This window comes from Mesorhizobium sp. GW821-FHT04C10, assembly GCF_059420305.1.
Map to the genome: position 1 here is coordinate 6197534 of NZ_JBWKTL010000001.1, position 26418 is coordinate 6223951.

24 protein-coding genes are annotated in these 26418 nt (G+C 62.3%); 13 read left to right on the forward strand and 11 right to left on the reverse strand.

Annotated features, from left to right (window positions below; all coding sequences use genetic code 11):
- Positions 1 to 35: 35 nt before the first annotated feature.
- The 4 genes from AC07UC_RS29830 to AC07UC_RS29845 are packed head-to-tail and all read right to left on the reverse strand — an operon-like array spanning position 36 to position 4079.
- Positions 36 to 974: a radical SAM protein gene (locus AC07UC_RS29830; RefSeq protein ID WP_494908350.1), complete on the reverse strand. Its 939-nt coding sequence runs from the start codon at positions 972 to 974 to the stop codon at positions 36 to 38.
- Between the two features lie 18 nt (positions 975 to 992).
- Positions 993 to 1856 carry a hypothetical protein gene (locus AC07UC_RS29835; protein ID WP_494908351.1) on the reverse strand — a complete coding sequence of 288 codons (864 nt, stop codon included), beginning with the start codon at positions 1854 to 1856 and terminating at the stop codon, positions 993 to 995.
- A complete protein-coding gene (locus tag AC07UC_RS29840; RefSeq protein ID WP_494908352.1) occupies positions 1849 to 3285 on the reverse strand; it encodes a nucleoside/nucleotide kinase family protein in 1437 nt (478 codons plus the stop codon). The genes AC07UC_RS29835 and AC07UC_RS29840 overlap by 8 nt, the downstream gene beginning before the upstream one ends.
- Positions 3282 to 4079 (reverse strand): methyltransferase, encoded by a 798-nt coding sequence (locus AC07UC_RS29845; RefSeq protein WP_494908353.1) that lies wholly within the window; start codon positions 4077 to 4079, stop codon positions 3282 to 3284. The genes AC07UC_RS29840 and AC07UC_RS29845 overlap by 4 nt, the downstream gene beginning before the upstream one ends.
- On the opposite strand from AC07UC_RS29845, the gene AC07UC_RS29850 reads away from it, so the two are divergent.
- From AC07UC_RS29850 to AC07UC_RS29880, 7 genes are all read left to right on the forward strand, one after another.
- Complete coding sequence (locus AC07UC_RS29850; protein ID WP_244735220.1) at positions 4047 to 4370, forward strand: hypothetical protein; 324 nt, start codon at positions 4047 to 4049, stop codon at positions 4368 to 4370. The two genes, AC07UC_RS29845 and AC07UC_RS29850, sit on opposite strands and share 33 nt — an antisense overlap.
- 154 nt (positions 4371 to 4524) lie before the next feature.
- On the forward strand, positions 4525 to 5820 hold the full coding sequence (locus tag AC07UC_RS29855; protein ID WP_494908354.1) for an outer membrane protein: 1296 nt from the start codon (positions 4525 to 4527) through the stop codon (positions 5818 to 5820).
- Positions 5821 to 6082: 262 nt separating this feature from the next.
- Positions 6083 to 6409 (forward strand): DUF3467 domain-containing protein, encoded by a 327-nt coding sequence (locus AC07UC_RS29860; protein WP_494908355.1) that lies wholly within the window; start codon positions 6083 to 6085, stop codon positions 6407 to 6409.
- Between the two features lie 13 nt (positions 6410 to 6422).
- A complete protein-coding gene (locus AC07UC_RS29865) occupies positions 6423 to 8306 on the forward strand; it encodes an RND family efflux transporter (protein WP_140775122.1) in 1884 nt (627 codons plus the stop codon).
- Position 8307: 1 nt separating this feature from the next.
- A complete protein-coding gene (locus AC07UC_RS29870) occupies positions 8308 to 10461 on the forward strand; it encodes a PqqD family peptide modification chaperone (RefSeq protein ID WP_494908356.1) in 2154 nt (717 codons plus the stop codon).
- The gene (locus AC07UC_RS29875; protein ID WP_494908357.1) at positions 10454 to 12442 is read left to right on the forward strand and encodes a preprotein translocase subunit SecA; all 1989 of its coding nucleotides are present in this window, start codon (positions 10454 to 10456) and stop codon (positions 12440 to 12442) included. The genes AC07UC_RS29870 and AC07UC_RS29875 overlap by 8 nt, the downstream gene beginning before the upstream one ends.
- 4 nt (positions 12443 to 12446) lie before the next feature.
- Entirely contained in the window at positions 12447 to 13271 is an 825-nt protein-coding gene (locus AC07UC_RS29880; protein WP_494908358.1) for an efflux RND transporter periplasmic adaptor subunit, read from the forward strand.
- Between the two features lie 53 nt (positions 13272 to 13324).
- Here the strand turns inward: AC07UC_RS29880 and AC07UC_RS29885 are convergent, their stop codons facing one another.
- Entirely contained in the window at positions 13325 to 14221 is an 897-nt protein-coding gene (locus AC07UC_RS29885; RefSeq protein WP_494908359.1) for a LysR family transcriptional regulator, read from the reverse strand.
- Between the two features lie 288 nt (positions 14222 to 14509).
- On the opposite strand from AC07UC_RS29885, the gene AC07UC_RS29890 reads away from it, so the two are divergent.
- Both AC07UC_RS29890 and AC07UC_RS29895 read left to right on the forward strand, forming a co-directional pair.
- A complete protein-coding gene (locus AC07UC_RS29890) occupies positions 14510 to 15244 on the forward strand; it encodes an SDR family NAD(P)-dependent oxidoreductase (protein ID WP_494909008.1) in 735 nt (244 codons plus the stop codon).
- Between the two features lie 65 nt (positions 15245 to 15309).
- The gene (locus tag AC07UC_RS29895) at positions 15310 to 15909 is read left to right on the forward strand and encodes an NADPH-dependent F420 reductase (protein WP_494908360.1); all 600 of its coding nucleotides are present in this window, start codon (positions 15310 to 15312) and stop codon (positions 15907 to 15909) included.
- Positions 15910 to 16133: 224 nt separating this feature from the next.
- Here the strand turns inward: AC07UC_RS29895 and AC07UC_RS29900 are convergent, their stop codons facing one another.
- From AC07UC_RS29900 to AC07UC_RS29920, 5 genes are all read right to left on the reverse strand, one after another.
- Complete coding sequence (locus AC07UC_RS29900) at positions 16134 to 16727, reverse strand: DJ-1/PfpI family protein (RefSeq protein ID WP_056565099.1); 594 nt, start codon at positions 16725 to 16727, stop codon at positions 16134 to 16136.
- A 69-nt stretch (positions 16728 to 16796) separates the two neighbouring features.
- Entirely contained in the window at positions 16797 to 17747 is a 951-nt protein-coding gene (locus tag AC07UC_RS29905) for a substrate-binding domain-containing protein (RefSeq protein WP_140775115.1), read from the reverse strand.
- 56 nt (positions 17748 to 17803) lie between these two features.
- On the reverse strand, positions 17804 to 18802 hold the full coding sequence (locus AC07UC_RS29910; protein ID WP_056565103.1) for an ABC transporter permease: 999 nt from the start codon (positions 18800 to 18802) through the stop codon (positions 17804 to 17806).
- Complete coding sequence (locus AC07UC_RS29915; RefSeq protein WP_494908361.1) at positions 18790 to 20385, reverse strand: sugar ABC transporter ATP-binding protein; 1596 nt, start codon at positions 20383 to 20385, stop codon at positions 18790 to 18792. Before AC07UC_RS29915 ends, AC07UC_RS29910 begins: the two co-directional genes overlap by 13 nt.
- A gap of 11 nt (positions 20386 to 20396) precedes the next feature.
- Positions 20397 to 21098, reverse strand: coding sequence for a GntR family transcriptional regulator (locus AC07UC_RS29920; RefSeq protein WP_140775113.1), 702 nt, complete (start codon positions 21096 to 21098; stop codon positions 20397 to 20399).
- A 209-nt stretch (positions 21099 to 21307) separates the two neighbouring features.
- On the opposite strand from AC07UC_RS29920, the gene AC07UC_RS29925 reads away from it, so the two are divergent.
- The 3 genes from AC07UC_RS29925 to AC07UC_RS29935 are packed head-to-tail and all read left to right on the forward strand — an operon-like array spanning position 21308 to position 24865.
- Positions 21308 to 22534 (forward strand): iron-containing alcohol dehydrogenase, encoded by a 1227-nt coding sequence (locus tag AC07UC_RS29925; RefSeq protein WP_494908362.1) that lies wholly within the window; start codon positions 21308 to 21310, stop codon positions 22532 to 22534.
- Between the two features lie 17 nt (positions 22535 to 22551).
- The gene (locus AC07UC_RS29930) at positions 22552 to 24030 is read left to right on the forward strand and encodes an NAD-dependent succinate-semialdehyde dehydrogenase (RefSeq protein WP_494908363.1); all 1479 of its coding nucleotides are present in this window, start codon (positions 22552 to 22554) and stop codon (positions 24028 to 24030) included.
- A gap of 10 nt (positions 24031 to 24040) precedes the next feature.
- Positions 24041 to 24865 carry an alpha/beta hydrolase gene (locus AC07UC_RS29935; protein ID WP_494908364.1) on the forward strand — a complete coding sequence of 275 codons (825 nt, stop codon included), beginning with the start codon at positions 24041 to 24043 and terminating at the stop codon, positions 24863 to 24865.
- Positions 24866 to 24995: 130 nt separating this feature from the next.
- Here AC07UC_RS29935 and AC07UC_RS29940 read toward each other — a convergent pair whose 3' ends face one another.
- Positions 24996 to 25655 (reverse strand): ThuA domain-containing protein, encoded by a 660-nt coding sequence (locus AC07UC_RS29940; protein ID WP_494908365.1) that lies wholly within the window; start codon positions 25653 to 25655, stop codon positions 24996 to 24998.
- Positions 25656 to 25896: 241 nt separating this feature from the next.
- On the opposite strand from AC07UC_RS29940, the gene AC07UC_RS29945 reads away from it, so the two are divergent.
- The gene (locus AC07UC_RS29945) at positions 25897 to 26397 is read left to right on the forward strand and encodes a VOC family protein (RefSeq protein WP_181180079.1); all 501 of its coding nucleotides are present in this window, start codon (positions 25897 to 25899) and stop codon (positions 26395 to 26397) included.
- Positions 26398 to 26418: the final 21 nt, after the last annotated feature.

Below are 26418 nucleotides of genomic sequence, written 5' to 3' on the forward strand. Positions count from 1 at the left end.
TCCAAAAAACATTAAGGAAACCCTTAATTAGGAAACTAGACGATGGTTTCCGCAAGGGCAACAGCTTCTTTTGAAGAATTGATCAGCGGGACCAGTCGATCTGCGTGATCGCCATATCTTTTGACATAAGCGCTGTTGAGGCCAAGGCATTGTGTTGACGCGCAACTGTCCCTGTAGGGGCACTGATAGAAGCCGTTTTTCGCGAACTCGTCCCAGAAGGCAGGGTCGATGTAAAGTTGCGGCTGATCGTTAACCAGAAGTAAAGAATCGTCGCCGAGCAGGCACTCGGGAAAATTCTTGATCTCCACCGAACGGCCGTGCGCGCGCGCTTTGCGCGCCGCTTCCTTCAGGTAGGGCAATACGTCCAGATGGTTGGCGGCCAGGCCTTTTTCGTCGGTCTCGGCCATCGGCCAATACAGCCAGAACTCCATCTGCGTAAGCCGCTTCAGATGCGCAAGCCTGTCAACAACGGCCGGCAACAATCGATAGCTGGCTTCAGTTACGACAGTATTGGTGATTGTCGCGACGCCCGGATATTCGTCGAGGATCTCCAATCCGCGTACCGTCTTCTCAAACGAACCTTTGACCGTGGTTATCGTGTCGTGGGTCATGGCGTCGCTTCCGGCGACGCTCACGAAAAATTCATCGACGCCCGCTTCAACGAGGCTCTCACTGTACGCCCGGCGGCCCAGATGCATGCCGTGCGTCTGTATGCGGACATGGTCGAAGCCGGCGGCACGTGCCTGGCGAGCCAGGTCCGGCAGGTCGCGGCGAAGTGTAATCTCCGAGCCGGTGAGGATGAGGCCGGTCCATTGCCGGGTGCGGCTGTTGTGGGCGAGCAACTCACGGAAGCTTTCATCGCTCTCGGGCGCAAGGCGATCCATCGTGCCCTCGATCATGCAATGCACGCATTTGAGGTTGCAGCGGAACTCCATCGTCAGCGAGACGTATTTGCTATGATCGTAGATTGCCATCACGCGCCCATGAGAAATCTACAGAACGCCGTAATAGGCGCTCTTGAGAATTTCCAGCCTGCCGCCGATCATACGGTAATCGATACCAACATCATAGAGCATGTGGTCGAGCCGGGTTTTATTGGCGGTCAGGAAGGCTTGTATAGCGTCGGGATAGCCTAGCCTGTCGACGAACCAGATCAGTTGGTCGATGCGTATCCGGGAGAAATAAACACCGTCATTATACTTCTTGTTGGCAACGACGATGATGCCGCAGTCGCAGAGTTCCGGCCACAGGATGGAGGAGATATCGAGGCCGTCGAGGTCTAGATGCGCCGACGCCGCGACCTTGCCGACAATATCTTCCCAGTCATCCTTGGCGTCGAAGAAATAATAAAGGTTGTCGAAGCGCAAGCCGGACGGGCTGAGCTGGTAGCAGAGCCCGGAGGAAACCACGCTGCTCGGATTGCCGAGATAGACACTGATCTCTTCGATCCCGCGCTTCCGCTCGCCAAGTGCGGCATCGAGATCGAGCGAGAACATGAAATAGGGGCGCTTCGGCGACAAGGCGAGCGTCGACGGCGCATAGGGCGCCAACGCTGCCAGCACCCTTTCTATCGAGACTTCTCGCTCAAGGCGCTCGTAGTCGTAGAAATAGAGCTCCCAGCTGAAATCGCTCCCTTTCTGCTTGACGCCCCACACTGTCCGGAACGGACCGATTTCGCCCTGCACCGCGCGCACCATGTCGTTCAGCAGGGGCGGAGCGCCAAGCGCCTCGAAGGATTGCCAGAGCAGCGTCGAGGAGCGAAGCTTGCCCGCCGTGGCGGCCACCGGTTTGTAGGGCCAAAGGCAATAGTCGAACTGCTTGTCTCCCGGCTGCGTCCACTCAAGAAAGTCAGCCACGGCCAACGCCCTTTCTTGCGGATGCGCCAAAGTAAAGCGTCGCGAAATCCCGGCCATTGCGTCCAATTCCGCCAGACAGATGACCGAGCGGTTCGCCGGCGATCCGCGAAAGCCATCCATCAATATTAGCCGGCTCGATACCGTAGGCACGCCCCAGCCGCCTGACCGTGTCCTCCACCGAGGCAACCTGGAGACCGGCCGAGTAGAAGTTGATGTCGAAGGAATGCCGCGGCGATCCGTCTTCCTGCACCTCCATGAAGAAAATCCGGTCGTCCGGGCAATGGTGGCGCGCCGCCTCGATCATCTCAAAGGCGGCATCGACCGAGGGAAAGGCAGCGGCATTGGCGCGCAATCCGGCTAGACGCTGCTGGATTGCGGCGACGCCACGTGCTTCGGCCGGCCAGAGATAGCGCGAAACCCTGGCGGATTGCGGGTCGTCAGGCCGCCATTTGACGGCGACATGGACCATCTCGGTCACCGGTTTCGCGCCCTTGGCCAGACCGCGCCGGACTCGTCCGGAAAACTCGACATAAATCTTGTACAGTCCGGCCTTGCCGCCCTCGTAACCGAAATGCACGATCTCGGCCTCGCCAAGATGTTCGCACAACATGGCAAGCATGGCTTCCGGCAGCGACAGCTTGCGGGCAATCGAACGAAGTCCGGCCTTGGCATCGGTTCCCAGCGAATCCTTGTGCACGATGGCGAGGAACCGATCCTCGTTGATCTCGCTATCGCCAAGCTTGGCCGATCGCTCCAGCCCGAATGGGCAGTTCAGATCCTCGATCAGCGAAAGCATGCGCTTGCCTTGCGCTTCGATCGGCGTCCGCTTCGGGTCGCCGACCTCGGCAAACCGGTCCAGCCGCTGCAGGATCGCAAGCACTGCCTCTTCGGCGAGCCTGTCCACCGAAGCCCGGCCATCCATGACGATGTCGGCGGCGGGCCGCACCCGTTCGCGTTGCATGGCATAAGTGCCGGCGATGAATCCCGTGTAGTGCGCGAGGTAAGACTCCAGCCATCCCATGAAGGCCGGCGCTTCGCCGGGGGTCGCGCGTGCCCTGCCCGCTGCTTCGCCGATCTTGCGGGCCAGCGCTATGTCGGGCGGTGTATCGACCCAGATCAGCGTGTCGATCAGTTCGCCGGTAGCGCCGTGCGCGCGCCCGAGCAGCGTATCGAGCAGCACGCATTTCGGAGGTGGCGTGGTCTCGGCAAGCCGGATCATCTCCCGGACCAGCGGCTCCAGCATGATCTCGTCGTAGTTCGACCCACGTTCGATCCAATCCCTGATCTTTGATGGCGGCGAAGCGGTGATGGTCTCGAAGTCGTCATAGTGCAGGGCCGGCACGCCGAGTCGATCCTGCAATGCCTTGGTCAGAGAGGTTTTGCCGCTGCCGGGGTGGCCTGATATCGCGACAATGGGCGCTCGCTTCATTGCCATTTCTTTCTCGCGGTGATCAGCGCAAAAGGCATCTCGATCCCGACGGACTGGACACTGATATCGATAAAGCCGAGTTTGTCGAGTTCGACCGCATAAAAATCCGGCTTGCGAAAAAACGGCAGGAAAACAAGGTTGGCGACCATCGAATAGGGAAGCCTGGTGCCGGCGGGCTCGATCGGCATGCGCTCGAAGATCACCATGCGCCCACCGGGTTCGAGCGCGGCGGCGGCTTCCCGCATGAACGTGGCGGCGTCGTCCTGCGGCCAGTCGTGCAGCACCGACTTGAAGCTGATGATGTCGTGGCCGGCCGGCAACCGGTCGCGGCGAAAATCGCCCTCCTTGAAGGTGATCCGCGCCGCCTGCGGCGAGCCTGAAACATGGCGCCGTCCAAGCGCGCAGACGACGGGCAGATCGAAAACCGTCGCTTCCATCGACGGATTGCGCTCGCATACCTGCCGGGCGAATTCACCGCTGTTGCCGCCGACATCCAGGATCCTCCTGTGTCCGGCGAGGTTCAGCCGGTCGAGACAGGCCGGCGCTTCGTATCGGGTGAGCGTTGAGGTGTAGCCCACCCATCGCCAGGTGGCGGCGAGGTTTTCCGGCGTCACCTCCATGCAGCGGTCATAACGGAAAAGCTCGAACACCTGGGCTCGCGCCATGAACTGCGGAATATCCGAAAGCAGCTCAGCAAAAAGGCCATGAACGTCCGGCGCCACCAGATTGGCGAACCAGAGCTTTGCCTCCAGCAGGTCACGGTGGGCCAGCGCGTCGCGGAAATCGGGCGTCAAGCGGAGCGGATCCTCGCCACGAACCACGCCATTGCTTGCCAGCAGCTGAAGAAAGAAGTCGAAAGCAGTCTCGGGCATCTGAGCCAAACGATGGATATCGCTTCGAGCCGCCGATTGTCGGCCAGCCAGCAGGTCGACCAGCCCACGCGACAAGGCGAGAGCCAGGGCCCGCGACTCAATCTCGGTTTCGAGGAAGCGGTCTACCTGCCGTATCGGGTCGGTATTGATCACGCCCAGTCCTCGCCCACGTTCCAGTTGCCAGCCTCATCGATCAGAGCTTTCGACAGTTGAGGCCGTCGATTTTCACCGGCATCGTCATCTATTGTGGCAGATTCAACACAGTACATCGCAAGTGTATAGGATCGAGACCAATCCACGGACAATTTTTTGACACATTTCAGAACCGCGTGTTAGTCGCAATAGCATTGGGTGAGGGAGTGACTTTATGGTCCGCAGTCTGTTTGCAGCGTCGGTCACGATCGCCGCGCTCGTTTCCGTCACCTCGCTTTCACGAGCCGCAGACCAAGTCGTCGCGCCCCAGGAAGCCACCGGCCCGTCGTGGACCGGATTTTTTGTCGGCGTGCACGGCGGTGGTGCCTTCGGCAATATGGGCTACGACTTCCCGTCGGACCCCAATTCGCTCGATTATAAGTTCGGAGCCGCGGACTTCGCCTACGGCGTCCATGGCGGCTTCGATTACCAGTTCAGCAATCGCTGGGTGGCGGGTTTTGAACTGGACTATACGCAAATCGACGCCGACTATTCGCCTTTCGCCGCCGGCGGCTTCGGAACGCTGGTCAAGGCAAAATCGATCTATTCGGTATCCGGTCGCGCGGGCTACCTCGTGACGCCGCAGACGCTGGTCTATGGCCGGCTGGGATATGCCGGCATCAAGCTTGACGATATCGAGCAAGGCTTTTTCGACACTGTCAGCAAGACTGTTGGCGCGGCTGAAATCGGCATCGGCGCTGAAACCTTCCTGTTTGGCAATCTGACGGGGCGGATCGAGGCGAATTATTACCACCCCTTCGACAAGTTCACGAACACTGATGCCGAATCCTTCGATCCCCACTATCTCCTGGTGACGGCGGGCCTGTCCTATCGCTTCAACGCGCAGAACGGCTCCGCCTACCCAGTCCAATCGGCACCCGATATGAATTGGGGCGGTTTCTATGCCGGCGTCGATGGTTCGTACAATTTCGGCAACATGCATCTCGATGTCGATGTGCCAGGCGCAACCGTCGGTCCCTATGGGGCGCAGAGCATCGGCGGCGGAATCTTTGCCGGCTACAATTTCCTTCTGGGCTCTTCCTATCTGCTTGGTGTCGAAGCCGGTGCCGACTACCTTGATGCACGCTTCAAGGATCCGTCGCAGAATTCGCTCGATCCGAGCGCTCCGACGCTGTTTGGCACCGTCAAGGCTGAGCTCTCCCTCACTGCTCGCGCCGGCTACTTCGCCACGCCTTCAACCCTTGTCTATGCCAAGGGTGGCTTTGCTGGTCTGTGGACCGACGCCAATGATGAGTTCTTCGGGCTCGACGGTGGCGGCAGCAAGATGCTGTCGGCCTACCAGATCGGCGGCGGTATCGAATCGGCCCTGACAGACAAGCTCAGCCTGCGTGTGGAAGGCCTGTACACCAAGGCGGTGGATGGCCTGACCGTCGCCAACACCCAGCTTGATCAGAATGAGCTGAAGCCGTCGCTGCTGACCGGCAGGATCGGCCTCGCCTATCATTTCTAGCCCAGGCCGGTTCTCGGCTCGCACCCGATTCTTCGCGGCTCGGGCCGTGCGCGGGCCGCGGTAACGTTACCTCCCGCTTCTCCCTTTGCGCTGCGAAGACGTCTTTCGGTCCCGACCCATTTGAATTATTGTCCGCCTCGGGCGTGTCGACCGAAATGGTCGGTGCCTTTCTCGGGGCGAGAATCGTAAAAACCGGCAGCGCATTCGACGATCGCGGTTCTCGACCGCGATCGAGTCAGCGACGACAGGCATGGGAGACCAAATGGCCAAGACACCAGCATCCGCTAAGCCCGCAAGATCCGCAGCACCCAAAAAGGAAGACGGCACGGCGCGCAAGGGCGTCCAGTGGCTTGAAGACCAGATGGCCACCCACTTCGCCAATGTGGTCAACGTTCAAGGCACCAGGGAGCAGGTCGACCTGTTCTTCGGCACCAACCGGACCTGGAATGTCGAGGATGGCGGCTCCGTTTCTGTCGAGCTGTCCAATCGCATCATCCTGACGCCCCTGGCGGCGAAACGGTTGTGGACCGTGCTCGGTGGCGTGCTGCGCGAGCATGAGGCCCGCTACGGGTCACTCAACGTCGAGTAAGCGACCGGGAAAAATGGCCAAGGTCACGCAAAGCGACGATGCGGATGAGGCCGAAGAGGCCGCATCCGCCAGTTCCTTGACGCTTCTTGCGCCAGCGCTCTGGAAGCGCCTCTCCGAAGCAAGCACGTCCGAGGATCTGGCCACCGCATGGCTTGCCTTGCAATGCAGCATGATCCCCGGCGCGTCGAAGGGCATCGTGCTCGTTGAAGCGCGTGGAGGGATGCGCCTGCTGTCGGCATGGCCCGAAGCGAACGACGAACCAGCAGACCTCAAGAGCACGACGGAGCTGGCCCTGTCCGAACGCCGTGCCGTGGCACGCGGCGCGACCGCCGATTCCGTCGCCAGTCCTTCCGTGGCCTTCCCGATCCTGCTCGACGACGCCGTCATCGCAGTGGTTGCGGTCGGGATCGCCGTCGCCAAGCCGTCGCAGGCCAAGGAGGCGATGCGAGCCGCCATCCGGCAGATCCAGTGGGGCTCGGCCTGGCTGCGCGACCATCTGCGCGGCCAGCGGGCCAGCACCAATGTGCGCCAGCTCGACCGTTCACGGGCCACGCTCGACCTGATCGCTTCGGTTCTCGAACACCAGCGATTTGCTCCCGCGACCATGGCGGCCGCGACGGAACTCGCGATCCGCTTCGACTGCGCCCGGGTCAGTATCGGCTTCACGCGCCGCGGATCGGCCCGTATCGCCGCCATTTCGCACACCGCGCAGTTCGGCCGCCAGATGGGCCTCGTGCGCGCCATTGGGGCGGCCATGGACGAGGCCATCGACCAGCGCTGTTCCATCCTCTATCCCATCGGCGTCGATGAGCCGATCGCCACCCACGCGCACGGCGAAGTCGCCCGGCTACAGCATGACGGCCAGGTGCTGACGGTGCCGATGTTCGTCGTCGACGCCTTTGTCGGCGCCATCACGTTCGAACGCCGGCGCGGTCATGCCTTCGAGCCTGAGATCGTGCAGATCCTCGACATGATCGCCACCGCCATCGGTCCCATTCTCAACGAGAAACGACTGAACGACCGCTGGCTGATCTTCAAGATCGGCGAGTCGCTCTGGCAGCAGATCAAGCGGCTGCTCGGGCCTGGCTACACGGGCCGCAAGCTCGCCGCGATCGGCCTCGCCGCAGCGGCGGCCTTTGGTTACTTCGCCACCGACACCTACCGCGTCAACGCCGACGCGCAAATCGAGGGATCGGTTCGCCGCGCGATCATTTCCTCCTATGACGGCTTCATCCAGGAGGCCAAGGCGCGGGCCGGCGATGTGGTGAAATCCGGGGATGAACTGGCGACGCTCGAAGACCGTGAACTGGCGCTCGAGCGGCTGCGCTGGGCGACCCAGCGGCAGCAATACAGTTTCGAATACGACAAGGCCCTGGCGACCCGCCAGCCGGCCACGATCAATGTCGTTAAAAGCCAGATCGACCAGGCCGACGCGCAGCTCAAGCTGATCGACGAACAGATCGGGCGCACCAGGATCGTGGCGCCGTTCGATGGCCTCGTCGTGTCCGGCGATCTCAGCCAGCGGATCGGCGGCTCGGTCAGCCGCGGTGAATTGCTTTACGAGATCGCGCCGCTGACCGATTACCGCGTCGTCATGCAGGTCGACGAACGCCAGATCGCCGATGTCAGCGAGGGCCAGAAGGGCGAGGTTATCTTCGCGTCCCTGCCGGAAGAGCATTTCGAGCTGACTGTGGGCAAGATCACGCCGGTGGCGCAGGCCAAGGACGGCAAGAACCTTTTCCAGGTAGAGGGCAGCCTGACGCAGACGTCGCCGCGGCTGCGGCCCGGCATGATCGGCGTCGCCAAGATCGCGATCGACCAGCGTCGACTCGTCTCGATATGGGCGCGGCCGGTGCTGGAATGGTGGCGCCTGGCAAGCTGGCGCTGGATGCCGTGACGTGGCCAAGTCGCTGTTCAGCCCGTCCTGGTATCGCGTCGCCGAGCTGAAGGTCAGGCTACGCAGGCATGCCCAGATTCACCGGCAGAAATTCCGAGGCGAGATCTGGTACGTCTTGCAGGATCACCAGACCGGGCGCTTCCACCGGCTGTCGGCGTCCGCCAATCTGATGATCTCGCTCATGGACGGCAGGCGCACCTTGCACGAGATATGGGATCTCGTCGGGCGACGCGCCGGCGACGACCCGCCGACGCAGGATGAGGCCATCCACCTGCTTGCCGAACTGCACGCCTCAGACCTTCTGCAGGGCGAGCTGCCGCCCGATTTCCAGGAACTGACCGACCGCTCCGCCAAGCAGGCGCGCAACGAGGTGATCAACAAGCTGCGCAACCCGATGGCGCTGCGCATGCCGCTGTTCGATCCTGACCGGTGGCTCGATCTCACCATGCCGCTGGTTCGGCCGCTGTTCACAATTTATGGCTTGATCGCATGGCTGGCGCTGGTCGGAACCGGCATTGCGTTGGCGGTGCTTCATTGGTCCGAACTGAGCTCCGATGCATCGGATCGCCTGCTCAGCGCCGGCAATGTCGCCTTGATCATCGCCATCTACCCGCTGGTCAAGACGTTCCACGAAGCCGGCCACGCCTACGCCACCAAAGCGTGGGGCGGCGCGGTGCACGAAGTCGGGCTGATGCTGCTCATTTTCGTTCCGGCGCCCTATGTCGATGCAACCGCATCGACCGCCTTCCGCGAGAAATGGCGCCGCGTGGTCGTCAGCAGCGCAGGCATCATGGTCGAATTCGCATTGGCCGCCGCCGCCATGATCTTCTGGGTCAACGCGGAGCCTGGCCTTGCCCGCGCCGCCGCCTTCAACGTCATGGTCATCGGCGGCATCTCGACGCTGTTCTTCAACGGCAACCCGCTGCTGCGCTTCGATGGCTACTACATTTTCGCCGATCTGATCGAGGTTCCCAACCTCGGCACCCGCGCCAATCGGTACTTCTGGTATCTCGTCCAGCATTACCTTCTGGGGATCACGAATATCGACAATCCGGCCTCGGCGCCGGGTGAACGCAAATGGCTGTTCGGCTACGCCGTGCTGTCCTTTTGCTACCGCATAATGCTCAGCCTCACCATCGCATTGCTGGTCGCCACCAAGCTGTTCTTCATCGGCGTCCTGCTCGCCCTGTTCACGGTTTTCGGCACCGTGGTGATGCCGATCTTCAAGGGCCTGAAATTCCTGATGACGACGCCTCGCCTGCAAGGCCAGCGCGGTCGCGCCATCGCATTGAGCGGAACCGCCGTTGCCGGGCTCGCCACGCTCGTACTGTTCGTGCCCATGCCATACGGCACGGTGGCGCAGGGTGTGGTCTGGATACCGGACCGCGCCGAAGTGCGGGCCGACACCGCCGGTATCGTCACCGAAATTCTCACCGCGCCGGACACGATGGTTTCGGCCGGAACGCCGCTGCTGCGGCTGGAAGATCCAGGCATCAGCGGCCGCGTCGCGCTGATCGAGGCGCAGCGGCACGAGTTGCAACTGCGTTACGAGGCGGTGCGGTTTTCCGATCGCGTCGAGGCGGACGTCCTGCTCGAGCAGATAAAAAACATGGAGGGCGTGCTCGCCTCGGTAAAGCAGCGGCGTGACGGACTGGTGGTGAGCGCCCATGACGCGGGACGATTCATCCTGCCAAAGGCGGCCAATCTGCCCGGCCGGTTCCTCAACCAGGGCGACCTGGTCGGTTATGTCGTCTCGACCGCCACGCCGCAGTTGCGCGTGATCGTGCCGCAAAGCGAGGTCGATCTGGTGCGCGCGCGCACTGACGGCGTCGAGGTCCGGTACGCGGGCGAGTCCGGAAGGCCGGTGCCGGCCCGTATCAGCCGGGAAGTTCCGGCAGCCCAGTTCGATCTGCCAAGCCTGGCGCTTTCCGTGGAAGGCGGTGGAACCGTCGCCATGCGGTCTGGAAACGACGCCAGCGGCAAGCCGCGTGCGCTGGAAGGATTGTTCGTTTTCGACATAGCCCCCCAGCGGGCAGGCGAGCATCTGCTTCTGGGCAGCCGCGTCTTCGTTCGCTTCGACCACGGCAGGGAGCCGCTGATCTGGCGCTGGGTGCGCACCGTGCGCCAGACCTTCCTGAGCCGCTTCAATGTCTGACGCCGCTCTGATCAGGCCGCCGCTGCCGATCCTCTATGCCGAACGGGAAGATGCCAAGCGGGCGCCACTCGATGAATTCGCCTCGCGTGTCCTTGCCTATGGCGTCGTCGCGGGCTCCGGGCGCCGTGCCCGCCGGCTCGCCGATATCGTGCCCAAGGCAGATGCGTTCGACGGCGAGATGCGGGCGTTGTCGGACGAAGCGCTTCGCCTGCGAGCGCGGCATGTGTCGGTGTCGCTCAGGCGCAGGCGCGGCTTTCCGGAAGAAACCGTCGCCGAATGTTTTGCAATCATCCGCGAGCTGTCGGCGCGTTTGAGCGGCAGGCGCCACTACCCCGTCCAGATGATCGGCGCATATGCGATGATCCGCGGCTACCTCGCCGAGATGGCCACAGGCGAAGGCAAGACGCTGACGGCGGCGTTGGCTGCCGGCACGGCGGCGCTCGCCGGCATGCCGGTTCATGTCGTGACCGTGAACGATTACCTCGCCAAGCGTGACGCCGAGCTCACCCAGCCGATCTACGATGCGCTCGGCCTGTCCGTCGGCGTCGTCGTCAGCGGCCAATCGATGCAGGAACGGCAGGCGGCTTATGGTGCCGACATCACCTATTGCACCAACAAGGAACTGGCATTCGATTACCTGCGCGACCGCATCGTGCTCGGCCAACGCGACGGGAACCTGCGGTTGAAGCTCGAGGGCCTGCAGGACGAGACACCACGCTCGAAGAAATTGCGCCTGCGCGGCCTGCATTTTGCAATTGTCGACGAGGCCGACAGCGTGCTGGTCGATGAGGCTCGAACGCCGCTGGTCATTTCGGGCGAAGCGAAGGGCGAAATTTCGGCGGAGGCGGCGCTGGAGGCGTTGGAACTCGCCGCCACGCTGGAAGCGGGTACCGACTATCTGCTTTTGACCGAACAGAAGCGAGTGGTGTTGACCGATGCCGGGCGCGAACGTGTCGCCGAGTTCGCCGAGGCCCATGGCAAGGAATGGCGCGGTGTCATCGTCCGTGAGGAATTCGCACGCCAGGCACTGTCGGCGCTGCATCTTTTTCACCGCGCCGAGGAGTATCTCGTCCGTGACGGCAAGGTGCAGATCATCGACCAGCACACCGGTCGCCTGATGCCTGACCGCGCCTGGACCGACGGGCTGCACCAAATGATCGAGGTCAAGGAGGGCTGCAAGCCCTCGGCGCGGCGCACCACCATAGCCCGCATGACGTATCAGCGCTTCTTCCGCCGCTACGCACATCTTTCCGGCATGACAGGAACGGCACGTCAGGTCGCCCGTGAATTCTGGAATGTCTATCGGCTACCGGTGGTGGCGATCCCCACGCACCGGCCGAGGCGGCGCAAGAACCTGATCGATCGGGTACTGCCCGACGAAGAGGCCAAATGGGGGCTCGCGGTCAACCGCATCGCCGAGCTGCACGCACGTGGCGTGCCGGTTCTGATCGGCACAGGCTCCGTGGCTTGCTCGATGATCGCCAGCGAGCATCTTGCCAATGCCGGACTTCCGCACCTTGTTCTCAACGCCGCGCAGGACAGCGCGGAAGCCGCCATCGTCGCGCAGGCCGGCGAACTCGGCCGCATCACGGTCGCCACCAGCATGGCGGGGCGCGGCACCGATATCCATCTGGCCGAAGGCGTCGAGGAACTCGGCGGATTGCACGTCATCATGATGGAGCGCCACGAGGCGCGCCGCATCGATGACCAGCTCGCCGGCCGCAGCGGCCGGCAAGGCCAACCGGGTTGCTTCCAGGCGATCCTATCGCTCGACGATCCCCTTGTCGAATTTGCAGCCAGCCGGGCGTTCAAGAACCTCGCCCGGGCAGCTGCTCCGATCCTCGGCGAAAGGCCGTCGCGCTGGTTGCTGCGCCACGCCCAGCGCCGTGCCGAACGTGTGCATGCGGGCATGCGCAAGGACCTGTTGGCTTCCGATGAAAAACAAAGCCGCACCCTCGCCTTCTCCGGCCGTCCAGAGTGAACCAATGAAGCCAATCGTCGCCGTTGCAGCCGCCCTTCTTTCCGTTGCCGTCACCGCCGTCAGAGCCATGACGTTCGACTGCGTCGCCGAGCCGGCGCAGCGCGTCCAGATCGGTACTCCGGTCACCGGTCTATTGGCGTCTGTCGCTGTCGGTCGCGGCGCCCTCGTGTTGCCTGGCGACGTGGTGGCGAAGCTGGAATCGACGGTGGAGGAGGCCAATGTCGCGCTTGCCAAGGCGCAGGCGGAGGCCGACGAGGCCGTGCAGGCGCAGCAGACACGGCTGACGCTGGCCGAAGCAGATTTGTCCCGCTCGAAGAAGCTGGTGAACTCAGGATCCGTCGCCACCTCGAAGGTCGAGGAGCTGGAAGCCAATGTCGAGATCGCCAAGCGCGACCTCGACACCGAGAAGCGCAAGATACTGCTCGCGCAGATCGAGCTTCAGCGCCAGCAGGCACTGCTTGATCGGCAAAGCATCCGCAGCCCAATCAAGGGATTTGTCGCCGAACAGAGCCTGCGCGCCGGTGAATTCGTCCGCCAGGACAGCCCTATCATGACGATCGTGCAGATCGATCCCCTGTTTATCGAGGCCTATGTTCCCGTCGATCTGTGGGGCAAGATCATCGTCGGGACTCACGGCTCGATCATCCTCAACCAGCCTGACCAGCAAAGGCGTGGAGCAGCGGTCACCGTGGTGGACAAGGTCTTCGACGCCGCCAGCGGTACGTTCGGGGTTCGATTGGAACTTCCCAATCCCGATGACCAAATTCCGGCAGGCCAGAGATGTCAGGTCGATTTTGACGTGCAGTCGCAGGCAACCGTCTCGCCCTGATCGCTGTTTGATGGAGAAAAGCAGAACGGACCCACCGATCTGCGCGCGGCGCATCAGTCGCGCGATATGGACAGCCCCGCCAGAAGCGGCCCGTACGCGGCGAGCCTGCCGGATACGAACTCGGTGAAGAGCCGCACGCGCTTCGTCTTGCGTGTCTCCCCCTGCGTGAGAAGCCAGAGCGTTCCGTACATGTGCAGGTTGGTGCCCGGCACCCTCACCAGCAGCGGGTCGGCATCTCCGACGAAGCACGGCAGCGTCGTCATCCCGAGCCCCTGCCGCACCGCGACGACCTGCGCCTCGGCATCCGTGACCCTGAACGGAACCTCGGCGGTGCGAACCTCACCCTCGTGGGCCCAGTCCGGAATTCCATGAATGCTTATGACGATCCACCGGATGGGATCAGGCGCGCCCGCACGCCACGCGGCTAGTCGATCGCGGGATATGTAGATACCGCCGAACAGCTCCGGTCCCTTCAGGCCGTGAAGATTGAGCGGCAGGGTCTTGCGGTCGTAGACGACACGGATCGCCACGTCGGCCTCTCGGTTGGTCAGGTTCGCCAGCTCGCCGGACGACAGGATTTCCATCTCGATGTCCGGATGCAGACGCGCGAAATCGGCGAAGTCCGGCATGAGCAGGTGTGTCGCGAGGGGCGGTGCCAGCGTCACCCGCAGAAGCCCGCGCACGCTCTGGTCGCGGCCAAAGACGCGCGTCTCCAGCTGGTGCGACGACGCTTCCATCTGGGCAGCGAGCTCGAGGACCTCCTCCCCCGCGGCCGTCAGGCGGTAGCCCGAGGGCAGCTTCTCGAACATGTGCGCCCCGAGGCGTTCCTCGAGTTGGGCGATGCGTCGCAGCACGGTCGAGTGGTTCACACCGAGGCGCTCGGCGGCGGACCGCACCGAGCCGCCGCGCGCGACGGCAAGAAAGTAGCGAACGTCATCCCAGTCGATCATGGTGCAATCTCGCACCGCGCGGTGCGCCTTCCAAAGCCCAAATCTAATACATCGAACCGTATCTCGTCTGTGGGCAGCACGATGGCCATCGTAGCCCAAGCCGGCAAGTACGGCCCAATCCCGAACGGCGGTGCCGATCGTCGCTCCTGGCGTCATTGGTCCAGCCGGATCGATTTCGCACCACCGATGTGCGTGCTTCCGCACTCAACGCCTGACGTCGGCAGACTTATTTCCAGGCTCTCGGGGTTCTTCCCGAACGACCAAAGGCAGAGCCTGAAAGGAAAAGTCATGGGAAAGCTAGACGGTAAGGTTGCAGTCGTCACGGGTGGATCGAGCGGGATGGCGCTGGCGAGCGCCAAGCGGTTCGTTGAAGAAGGCGCCTATGTTTTCATCACGGGCCGGAGACAAGAGGCGCTGGACGAGGCGGTCAAGCTGATCGGCCGGAACGTGACCGGCGTGCGTGGCGACGCGGCCAATCTCGAGGACCTCGACCGCCTGTTCGATACGGTCAAGCAGGTAAAGGGCAAGATCGACGTCCTGTATGCGAGCGCCGGCACGGGCGAAGCCGTCCCACTCGGCAAGATTACCGAGCAGCACTTCGATGCGGCCTTCAACCTGAATACGCGCGGCACGCTGTTTACGGTTCAGAAGGCGTTGCCGCTCTTCAACGATGGCGGATCGATCTTCATGACCGGGTCAGTTGCTTCGGTGAAAGGTTTTCCGGGTTACGGCGTGTATGCGGCGAGCAAGGCGGCGCTGCGCTCATTCGCACGCACTTGGCTCAACGAATTGAAGGGCAGGAATATCCGCGTGAACGTGCTGAGCCCGGGGCCGATCGCCACACCGATGCAGGACCAAGTTCTCACCGAGGAGGCGAGGCGGATGTTCGAATCCCTGATCCCGCGGGGAAAGATGGGGCGTCCCGAGGAAATTGCGGCGGTCGCGCTGTTTCTTGCTTCAGACGATTCGAGCTTCGTGAATGGGGTGGAGTTGTCTGTCGACGGCGGCTTCTCGGCCATCTGAAATCGCGCCGGCCCAGCGCCGTTGAAGGCCAGGGAATCAATACCAACACAGATCGGAGAAACATTATGAGCTATGCGATTGTAGGATTCGGTAAGATAGGCCAAGCCCTCGCCCACGCCTTCGCCCGTAGGAACATCGACGTGACCGTCGCGAGCCGCCGGCCGCCCGAGGCGTTGGCGCCGCAAGCCCGGGCGATTGGACCCACGGTCGTCGCCAAGTCGCTGCGGGATGCGCTCGAGGCCGACACAATCATCCTGGCGGTCCCGTTCGGGGAACATCGCGAGATTGCGAAAGCCCTGCCGAGTTGGAAAGGCAAGACGGTCATCGATGCGATGAACGCGTTAGTCCCCCTTGAGGAACTGGACGGCCTCCCGTCCTCCGCCTTCGTTGCGAAGTCGTTCGCTGGCGCCAAGTTCGTGAAAGGCTTCAATCACTTGATCGCAGCCACCCTGGCCACCGATCCGGTCGTCGAAGGCGGCCACCGGGTCGTCTTTCTGTCGAGCGACGATGAGGACGCGACCGCTCCCGTGGCGGATTTGGCCAAACAACTCGGGTACGCACCCGTCAAGCTGGGAAAGCTCGACGAGGGTGGCGCGCTGGTGCACGCACGCGGCCGCACTTGGGGCCAGCTCATCTTCCAGGATTTGTTCAAGAAGGAGCAGTAATCGATCCACGACCGTGTGAACGACGCCGAGGACTGGTCGCGCGCTAACTTCTTCGAGCAGCGCGCGACCGAATATTTGCAGGCTACAAAGTCGCGAAGGTACCGTGCGGAGCCATCAGGATCGAGTGTATGTAGCGTCTCGACCAGAGCTTTGTGCACTTGGAGCGGTGCAAGCTCAAACCAGGATGGGTGAACCGCTCCAAGTACTTTCTGCTCAGACTATCTTTAGTTGTGCCGGATTTCCGTGCCGAGCACTTTCAGGCATTCCCGAATGAAGGCTGCCAAGGCCGTCCAGCCTTTGGCTGAAACCATCGTCCCGTCGACATAGGCCTCCGTCGGAGACAGGTCGATGTAGGTGCCGCCGGCGAGTGTGACTTCCGGCTCGCAGGCCCCCAATGCACCAACCTTCTTGCCGCGCACGACGCCATCGACTGCAATGAGAATCTGAACGCCATGGCAGATCGTGAAGATCGGCTTTTGGGCTTCGTGGAAATGACGCACGATCGCCTGAACGCGCTTGTCGGTGCGGATGTACTCGGGGCCACGACCGCCAGCGCAGTAGACCGCGTGGTACTGGTCGAGCTGCTTCTCGGCGTCGGAAAACGTCTTGTTGATCAACGCGTAGTGGCCGAGCTTTTCGGTATAGGTCTGGTCGCCCTCGAAATCGTGCAGCGAGGTCTTGATCACGTCTCCAGCGTTCTTGTCCGGGCACACGACGTGGACCGTGTGACCCACGGCTTCCATCGCCTGCTGATAGACGAAGATTTCGTATTCTTCGGTGAACTCACCGGTCAGCATCAGTATCTTCTTGCCTGGCATGGCTCTTCCTCTCGGTTTTGGCTCGGCAAGGCGCAGATCGCGCCTTGCCCTTATGGGAATCGGATCGGATCAGAATGGCGAGTCAGGGAAATAGTATTCCTTGGCATTGGCCTGGGTGATCAGCGGCGCATCGAGCTTGACGGTGCCGCGGACAGGTGCCTGGCCAATCAGATTGGCAACGGTCATGTAGATCGCCGTCTTGATCATCGACGGCGGGTATGGGGTCTCGACCGGCGTCATCGCGTCGCCGTCGATCACCTTCTTGACGATGTCCTTCATGCCGTTGCCACCGAGGGCCAGCTTGATATCTGTCCGGCCCGATTGCTTCACGGCCTCGAGCACGCCAAGCAGCATGTCGTCGTCATTGGCCCAGACCGCATCGATATGCGGATACTTGGCCAGGTAGTCCTGCATCAGCTTGAAGGCCTCGTCGCTGTTCCAATGCGCGTACTGGATGTCCAGCACCTTCAGTCCGGTGCCCTTGATCGTGTCTTGGAAGCCCTTGATGCGCTCGTCATCGATGACCGTCGGAATGCCGCGCAGCACCACGAGATCGCCCTTGCCACCCAGCTTGTCGATCATGAACTTCGCGGTATTGGAGCCCACCGCGATGTTGTCGCCGGCGAGATAGAGGTCCTGAATCGAGGAATCGGTCAGCCCCCGGTCGACAACCGTGATGAAGGTCCCCGCGCCCTTGATGGCCTTGACCGGCTGGGTCAGTTCTTCCGAACTGTATGGCAGGATGACCAAGGCATCCAGTTTGCGGCTGGCGGACAGATCCTCGAGCGCGCTGACCTGCTCGGCGGCCGATGGCGACGTTTTGACGACCACTTCCACGCCGGGGAATGCCGCGTTGATTTCCTTGGCGGCCTGCTGGGCATGATAGACGACGCCCGCGGTCCAGCCATGGTCGGCCGCCGGTATCGACACCGCGACGACCTTCTTGTCTTGTGCCATGGCCTGGCCGGCCAGCAGCAGCGAGCCAAGGGCGGCCGCCGCGATCCATTTTCTACTCAACATTCTCTTCTCCCATTGGACCTACAAAAACCTGGCTCCCGCGTGGTCCGGACACGAGGCTATTTCGAATTGGAAAACCGCTGGATGAGCATGGCGATGATGATGATGACGCCCTGAACGGCGGCCACGAGGTACTCGGAAACGAAGTCCGACAGCACCATCAGGTTGGCGATCAGTTCCAGGATGACCGCGCCTGCGACTGTTCCCCACACATGGCCCTTGCCGCCGCGCAATGCGGTGCCGCCGATCACCACGGCGGTGATCACCTGCAATTCCCAGAGCTGTCCGGTGGTCGGCGTGGCGGCGCCAAGGCGCGGCACGTAGCAGATCGCGGCGATCGCCACGCACGCGCCCTGGACGATGTAGGCGATGGTGCGCGTCTTGATGACCGAGATGCCGGAATAGCGCGCGACATCCTCATTGGCGCCTACAGCCGCGCATTTGCGTCCGTATTTCATCTTGTAGAGGATGAAGGATGCGACGGCCGCAACCGCGATGGATATCAGGATCGGGATCGGAATACCGGCGACCGTACCGAAATAGACAGGTCGGTAGGCGTCGCGCAGCGACCGGTCGATCGGGATCGTGCCGCCGTCGGTCAGATAGGTGATCAGCGCCCGGAAAATTCCCATCGTGCCAAGCGTCGCGATGAACGGCTCGATCCGGCCGACCGTGACGATCAGCCCGTTGGCGAGCCCACACAGCAACCCGACCAGGATCGCAACGACCATTCCGGCGGGAATGGCCCACAGGCCGGCATGCGGTGCCATCGCGTTCATGAACATGATGGTGATGCCGGTGACGAAAGCGGCCATCGAGCCGACGGAAAGATCAAGCCCTCCCGACGAGATCACGAACGTCGCACCTACCGCGATGATCGCGATGAAGGCGCTGCGGGTGATCACGTTGGCAAGGTTGGTGGCCGAGAGAAAGTCCGGATTGATAAGAAAGCCCGCCACGAGCAGGGCAGCCAATGCCAGGAAAGGTCCGACGTCGGTCCAGGTGAGATTCAAATCGCTGATCCGGCGCGTCGTCGGGGATCCGGTCATGACAGCCATTCTGTTTCTCCCTTGGCCTTTGGCCCCGGCTTCGGGCCGCTGGTTGCCAGCAGCGCCACATTGCTTTCAGTCATTTCGGCGCCGCTGACTTCCCCGGTGACATGCCCCTCACGCATCACCAGGATGCGATCGCAGATGCCGATCAGCTCCTGCATCTCCGAGGAGATGACGATGCAGGCCTTCCCCTTGGCGACCAGGCCGTGGATGAAGGCGTAGATCTGCGCCTTGTTGGCGATATCGATGCCGCGCGTCGGCTCATCGATGATGACCACCGACGGGTTGGTCAAAAGGATCTTGGCCAGAAGCAGTTTCTGCTGGTTGCCGCCCGAGAGTTGGGCCGCCTTTGCGGCCGGGCTTTTCACCCTGATGTCATAGGTCTCGACGGCCTTTTCCAAGGCCTCCGTTTCGCGTCGGCGGCCTATCGAAAGGCCGGGATGGAAGACGCCGAGCGCGGAGAGTGTCAGATTGGGTGCCAGGCGCTCCTGCAGCAGCAATCCCTTGCCCTTGCGGTCCTCGGTCAGGTAGCCGATGCCGGCGTCGATCGCGGCGCGCTGCGACTGGAAGTGGACCGGCTTGCCCTCGAGCTCGACCGTCGCGGTTGCCGGGCGCAGGCCGACGATACCCTCGAACAGCTCGGTGCGGCCGGCGCCGACCATCCCGGCAAAGCCGAGTATCTCGCCCTTGTGGACCGTGAACGATACATCCTCGGCATAGCCGGGAACGGTGGCGTTCCTGACACTCAGCATCGGGATATCGGATGATGCCCCGATCTTTTCGGGGTAGAGCGCGGCCAGTTCACGCCCGACCATGAGGCGCGCCATGTCCATCTGGTTCAGCGTCTTGCCGGGATAGGTGCCCACCATCTTGCCGTCGCGCAGCACGGTCACCTTGTCGGCGACCCTTTGCACCTCGTCCAACCGGTGGCTGATATAGAGCACGGCGGTGCCGTGGGCCTTCAACTGCAGAACGATTTCCAGCAGCCGTTCGACCTCTCCGCCGGTCAGCACGGCGGTCGGTTCGTCGAAGATCACCACCTTGTAGTCGTCGAGCAACGCGCGGGCGATCTGCACCATCTGCCGGTCGGCCAGCGAGATGTCGCGCACCAACGCGGTCGGCGATACGAAACAGCCGATCTGCGCCAGCTTCTCGGCCGCCAGCCGCCGCATGGTACGGTCGTCGACGACCGGGCCGCGCGAAAGCTCACGCCCGAGAAACAGATTGTCCGCCACCGTCAACGCCTCGGCGAGCAGGATCTCCTGATGCACCAGCGCGATGCCGGCATCCTGGGCCTGGCTGGGTTTGGTGAATTTCACGGGGTGGCCGTTCATCGACAAGGTGCCGCTGCTTGGCTCGACATAGCCGGACAGCAGCCTCATCAATGTCGACTTGCCGGCCCCGTTTTCGCCGATGATGGCGTGGATCTCACCGGGCAGGACGTCGAGCGTGACGTCCGCGAGCACCGTCACCGGGCCGTATTGTTTCGACAGGTGCGCGGCGCTCAGCACCGGCTCGACGGCGCCCGGCATGTCACCAGAGGGCAGCGTGCTTCCTCCCTCCCCTGCGATATTGGCGGCAATGGACATCGGTTCCAGCCTCAATCGAATGCCGGAAGCAAGCGATCGCGGGAATGCTCGATATGGACGCGCATAGCCTCTTGGGCGGCGTCCGGGTCGGCCCGACCGAATGCGGCGAGAATCGCCTCGTGTTCGTCGAGCGCTTCCTCGGTCACGCGGGAATGGTACATCAGGCGGAAGATGTGGAAGTGGGTGTGCTGGTGGCTCAACGTCTCCCGAATGAGTTCGTTTTCGGAAAACTCCATGATCTTGTCGTGGAAGATCGCGTCCTGCCGGGCGAAATTCGAATAGCGCAGGCGATCGTCCTTGCCTTCGCGCCGTGACATCACGCCGGCCGCTTCCAGCAAAGTGTTGAGCTTCGCTTCGTCCATGGCAGCGGCGGCTTTCGCCGCGGCATGCGGTTCAAGCAGAAGGCGCATCTCGTACAATTCATCGAAACGGCGACGGGTAATCTGGGGTGCCGCTCGGTAACCAATGAGATGCGTCTTGAGCACCAGGCCTTCACCCTCGAGGCGGCCGAGCGCCTCCCGGATCGGCGTGTGCGAGACGTTGAATTCCTTGACCAGGCTATCGACGGTGATGCGTGAACCCGGCGCGATCTTCAGCGCCATAAGCTGAGCGAAAATCGCTTCGTAGACATCCTCGACCAAGCTGTTGGAACGCTGGATGCGACCGCCGCCAGCGGTCGTTTCAGTCGTGTCGGTTAAGTTCGCGGTCTGCATCTTTTTGCCTCTTGACAGTGAGGACTGCTAACACGATGCTCTGGCCGATGCAATCCTATATCCTATACGATTTTAAAGCGGATATGTTTTTTGAACCGTCACGAGGGTGCTGCAGGGCGTCCAAGAGCCTGTGCGGACAGATGGCGGATCCGTCGCGATAGCCTTTCCCAGTTCCCAGTTGAGCCGCCGTCAAAGGACAAAAGATCATCATGAGCCTCTTCGCCGCCCTCCGGCTTCCGCGTGAAATCCTTTTCGGCAAAGGCCAGCGTCATGCGCTGCCGGCAGTCGCCAGCAGGTTCGGGCGGCGCGCGCTGGTCTGTACCGATGAGCGCTTCGCCGGCACAGCGGTGTTCGCGGAGGTCGTCAAATCGCTCCAGGATGCCTCAATGGAGGTGCTGGTGCATGACCGCGTCCTTCCCGACGTGCCGCGTGAAACCGTCAGCATCTGCGTCGACGAGGCGATGGGGTTCCGGCCCGATATGGTGATCGGCATCGGCGGTGGCAGCTGCCTCGACTTTGCCAAATGCACCACCTTGCTGCTCAGCCATGGCGGCAAACTCCAGGACTATTATGGGGAGTTCAAGGTGCCCGGTCCCACGCTGCCGCTGATCGCCGTGCCCACCACAGCGGGCACCGGCTCCGAAGTGACGCCGGTCGCGGTGATCTCCGATCCCGACCGGACGCTCAAGGTCGGCATATCGAGCCCGTATCTGATCGCCGCGGTTGCCTTGTGCGATCCCGACCTGACGATGACCTGTCCGCCCGGGCTGACAGCGATCGCCGGCGCCGACGCATTGACACACGCAATCGAGGCCTTCACCGCCATGCGGCGCGGCGAGGACCCGGACCTGCCGCAAAAGCACGTGTTCATCGGCAAGACGGCGTTGACCGATCATTTCGCGCTGCTGGCCATAGAGCTGCTGGGGCGCAGTCTGCAGAAAGCCTGCACGGACGGCACCGATGCCGATGCGCGTGCCGATGTGATGATGGGCGCGTTGGCGGCAGGGTGTGCATTCGGCACCGCCGGAACGGCGGCGGCGCATGCCGTGCAATATCCCGCCGGGGCGCTCACGCACACCGCGCACGGCTTGGGTGTGGCAACCATGATGCCCTACGTCATGACCTACAACAGACGTGTGGCCGCCGCCGAAATGGCCGAGATCGGTCGCGCGCTCGGGCTCTCCGCGGATGGGCGCAGTGAAGACGAGCAGGCCGGCGCTGCCATAGAGGAGATCAGGCGGCTGTTCGCGGCGATCGGCATCACCTCGACGCTGGCGGATCTTGGCCTACCCGCTGATAAACTAGACTGGACCGCCGAGCAGGCGCTCGGCATCGACCGCCTCATCAAGAACAATCCGCGCCCATTCGATCTCGCCACCATGCGACGCCTGGTTCAGGCAGCCCACGATGGCGACCTCGCGGCCTGCGCCAATTGAACGAACGGAACAAGACGATGAACCTTGCCCAGCAAATCGACCAGGATGGCTATGACGTGCGCCGGTTTTCGCACGGGCTCTACATCGACGGCACGTGGCGCCCCTCTTCCGATGGCCGGCTCATCGATGTGGTCGATCCGTCCTCGGGGGCCGTGATCGCAGCGGTTCCCGATGCAACGCTCGAGGATGCCACAACTGCCGTCGAGGCCGCGACCAGGGCTGCCAAGGGATGGCGAGAGACGGCGCCGCGCAAACGCTCGGAAATCCTTCGGCGCTGTTTCGAACTCATGGTCGAACGGTCTGAAACGCTCGCCATGCTGATCTCGCTGGAGAACGGCAAGGCGTTGCGGGACGCGCGTGGCGAGGTGGCGTATGCGGCCGAGTTCTTTCGGTGGAACGCCGAAGAAGCGGTCCGGATCACCGGCGAATTCGGCACCGCCCCCTCCGGCACCAACCGGATCGTGGTCGACTATGAGCCGATCGGGATCTGCGTGCTGATCACGCCCTGGAACTTTCCCGCCGCGATGGCCACCCGCAAGATTGCGCCGGCACTGGCGGCAGGTTGTACGGTCATCCTGAAACCCGCCAGCGAAACGCCACTGACGGCCTACGCTTTGGCCGCGCTCTACAGTGAGGCCGGTGTGCCGGCCGGCGTCGTCAACGTCCTCACCACGACCAGTCCTGGTCCGCTGACATCGGCCATGCTGGCCGATCCGCGTGTCAGGAAGCTCTCCTTCACCGGCTCCACTGGGGTCGGCCGAACCTTGCTCGGCGAGGCCGCCAAGCATGTCATTTCCTGTTCGATGGAACTCGGCGGCAATGCGCCCTTCGTCGTGTTCGACGATGCTGATCTTGATGCGGCGCTCGACGGTGCAATGATCGCCAAGATGCGCAATGCCGGCGAAGCATGCACCGCCGCCAACCGCATCTATGTCCAGTCAGGCATCCACGAACGGTTCGCTGACGGGCTTTCCAAACGCATGGCGGCGCTCAAAGTGGGAGCGGGCACCAATGCCGATACCGAGTGCGGCCCGATGATCACAAAAAAGGCCGTGGACAAGATCGACCGTCTCGTCAAGGACGCGGTGGAGCGGGGAGCCAAGGTGCTTTGCGGCGGCTCGATTTTGGACAGCGAAGGCTTTTTCTATCCACCGACCGTACTGTCGGCGGTATCGCCCGAAGCCGAAATGGCGCATGAGGAGATCTTCGGGCCGGTGGCGCCCATCACCATGTTCGAAACCGAGGCGCAGGCCATCGCATATGCCAATGACACGGAATATGGCCTTGCCGCCTATATCTATACGCGCGATGTGGGACGTGGAATGCGTGTGGCGTCGGGTATCGAGGCCGGTATGATAGGGCTCAACCGCGGGCTGATGTCCGATCCAGCGGCGCCTTTCGGCGGCGTCAAGCAAAGCGGCCTTGGCCGTGAAGGCGGTCAGCATCACGGCATCGCTGAATTCATGGAGGCGAAATACATCGCCGTCACCTTCTGATCGGGCTCCCATGCAGAAAGACCCCTTCCGCACCCGCGACCACGTTGCCGATTTTGATGACATCGTGGCCGATATCGTCGCGCGCAGCGCCGCGACCCGGGCGACGCTGGCCATGGCGGGCGATCTCGCCTATGGCGAGCACCCTGCCGAGAAGCTCGACCTGTTTTTTCCGCCCGGCCGGGGCAGCAATCTTCCGGTTCATATCTTCATCCATGGCGGCTATTGGCGCATGTTCTCCAAAGCCGACTATTCCTATGTTGCGGATACCGTGACCAAGGCTGGCGCGATCGCGGTGATCGTCGATTATGCGCTGATGCCCGAGGTCAGGATGGCGGCTATCGTCGATCAGGTCCGGCGCGCCAAGCAATGGGTGCTGGACCACATCGCTGGCCATGGCGGCGACCCAGGCCGGATAAGCCTCAGCGGCCATTCCGCCGGGGCGCATCTGGCGACATTCCTGTTCGAAAAGACGCCGGCGCCGTCACACATCCGCGCAGTGCTGCTGCTGAGTGGCCTCTACGACCTGAAGCCCCTGCAGACGTCTTTCCTCAAGCCACTAATCGGCATCACCGACGAGGAGGCTTTAGCCTTCACGCCAATGACGCGGCAACACGATCCTGATACCGACGTGACGATCGTGGTAGGCGCCCAAGAAACGCCGCCATTCCAAAAGCAGGCGGCTGATTTCGCCACGCGATTGCGCGCGCACGGGCTCGGTGTCCGCAACCTGTCCCTGAAAGATCGGAACCATATGAACAGCGTGCGGGATCTGGGCATCAGCGGCACGCAAGCTGGCGATTGCTTACTAGAAATTATCGAAGCGACGCGCGACTAGTCCGGCTGGGTTTCCGCGCAATGGATGGCGCCGGCTTGCGCACGTCAGTGCCTTGGCGGCTGGCGATGGTGATCGTTGTCTACCGCCCGTGCATCGGCTTACGGCAACGAGCGCCGCGCGACGGTTCTACCTACTGAGGCCGAGACCTCGTGCGGCTGGCCCAATTCAGCCCTCGCCGCAGGATAGTACCCATGGACGGATTGTCGAATTCCTCCGGGACATGTCCGAGTGCGCTGAAGAAGACACGGCCGTGGCCGAACGGCTTTTTCCAAACTGTCGGCATAACCACGCCGTCGATCCAGGGATAGTCCTCGCCGGTGAAACGGACGGTCGCCAGCACCTCGTTCGCCGGATCAACATGCATGTAGTACTGCTCAGAATGATATTCGAAGTCGGAAATACCAGCCATGATCGGGTCGTCCCGGCGTGCGATCTCAACCGTATAGCGTTTTATGCCGCCGGGTTCGCGCACATAGGCGCCGCCGACCATGTAGCGGAACCGGTCGTTGTCACGGAATCCGTCGGCCATGCCGCCATGGAAGCCCCCAAGTCCGACACCCGACCAGATTGCCGCCCAGAGCTTCTTTGAGGTGTCGACACTCATCTGGCCCACCGTCCAGTTGGGAACGATCAGGTCATAGCCGGCGAGATCTTCCAGGTCATAGGCACTGAGCGTTTCGCTATGCGTCACGGCGAATCCGTCTTCCTCGAGCATCAACCTGACGCGCTCGCCAGCCTCGACGGCGCGATGCGGCGCATAGCCTCCGGAAATGATCAGACACCGCCTCATGAAATCCCTCTTCACCTTTTGGCCATCCACATTGCGGATACGCATATCGTACAGAACAACAACTGTATCAAATTTTCAAGGCGAACATAGGGTTCCATAACGAAACCCTCGCTTATCGACCCTTTGGCGACTTCTCTGATGTATCTTATGTAACAATAATTGTTGATATTTATTGTGAGTTGCGCGATGTTGCCGGGGATTTCGGCCGACGAACGGCCGCACCCGCCCGGAGGAGCGAATGATGAGCCAACGACCGCAGTCAGCCACGCTGAACCATGTCAGCATTCCCGCCCACGACCTTGCGGAGTCGGAGGCGTTCTATCGCGAAGTGCTGGGATGCGAGCGCGTACAGGCGCCGAATTTCGGCTTCCCGGTGTGCTGGATGCGGCTCGGCAATTTGCAGCTCCACCTCCAGCAGGTCGGCCCGACCGCTGGCGTGCGCACCTACCAGCATTTCGCGGTCGAGGTGGCCGACTTCATGGGCGCCTACCGGGCATTGCAGGCGCGGGGCGCTTTCGAGGAAGGCACACGCTATGCCGACCTGTGGCTTTTGCCGTCGGGCGAATTACAGATGTTCGTGCGTGATCCCTCGGACAATCTGTTCGAGATCGACCATCCCGATGCCACGCAGCTTGACCTGTCGGCCTTCGAGACCCCCTTGCGCCGGCTGGAGAACGAGCAGGAACAGTCGCAGCAGAACCGGCTTGCCACCCTCTTCCTCTACCGCAAGGCGGCAGCCTGATCGCGGGCGTGCAGGGCGCGC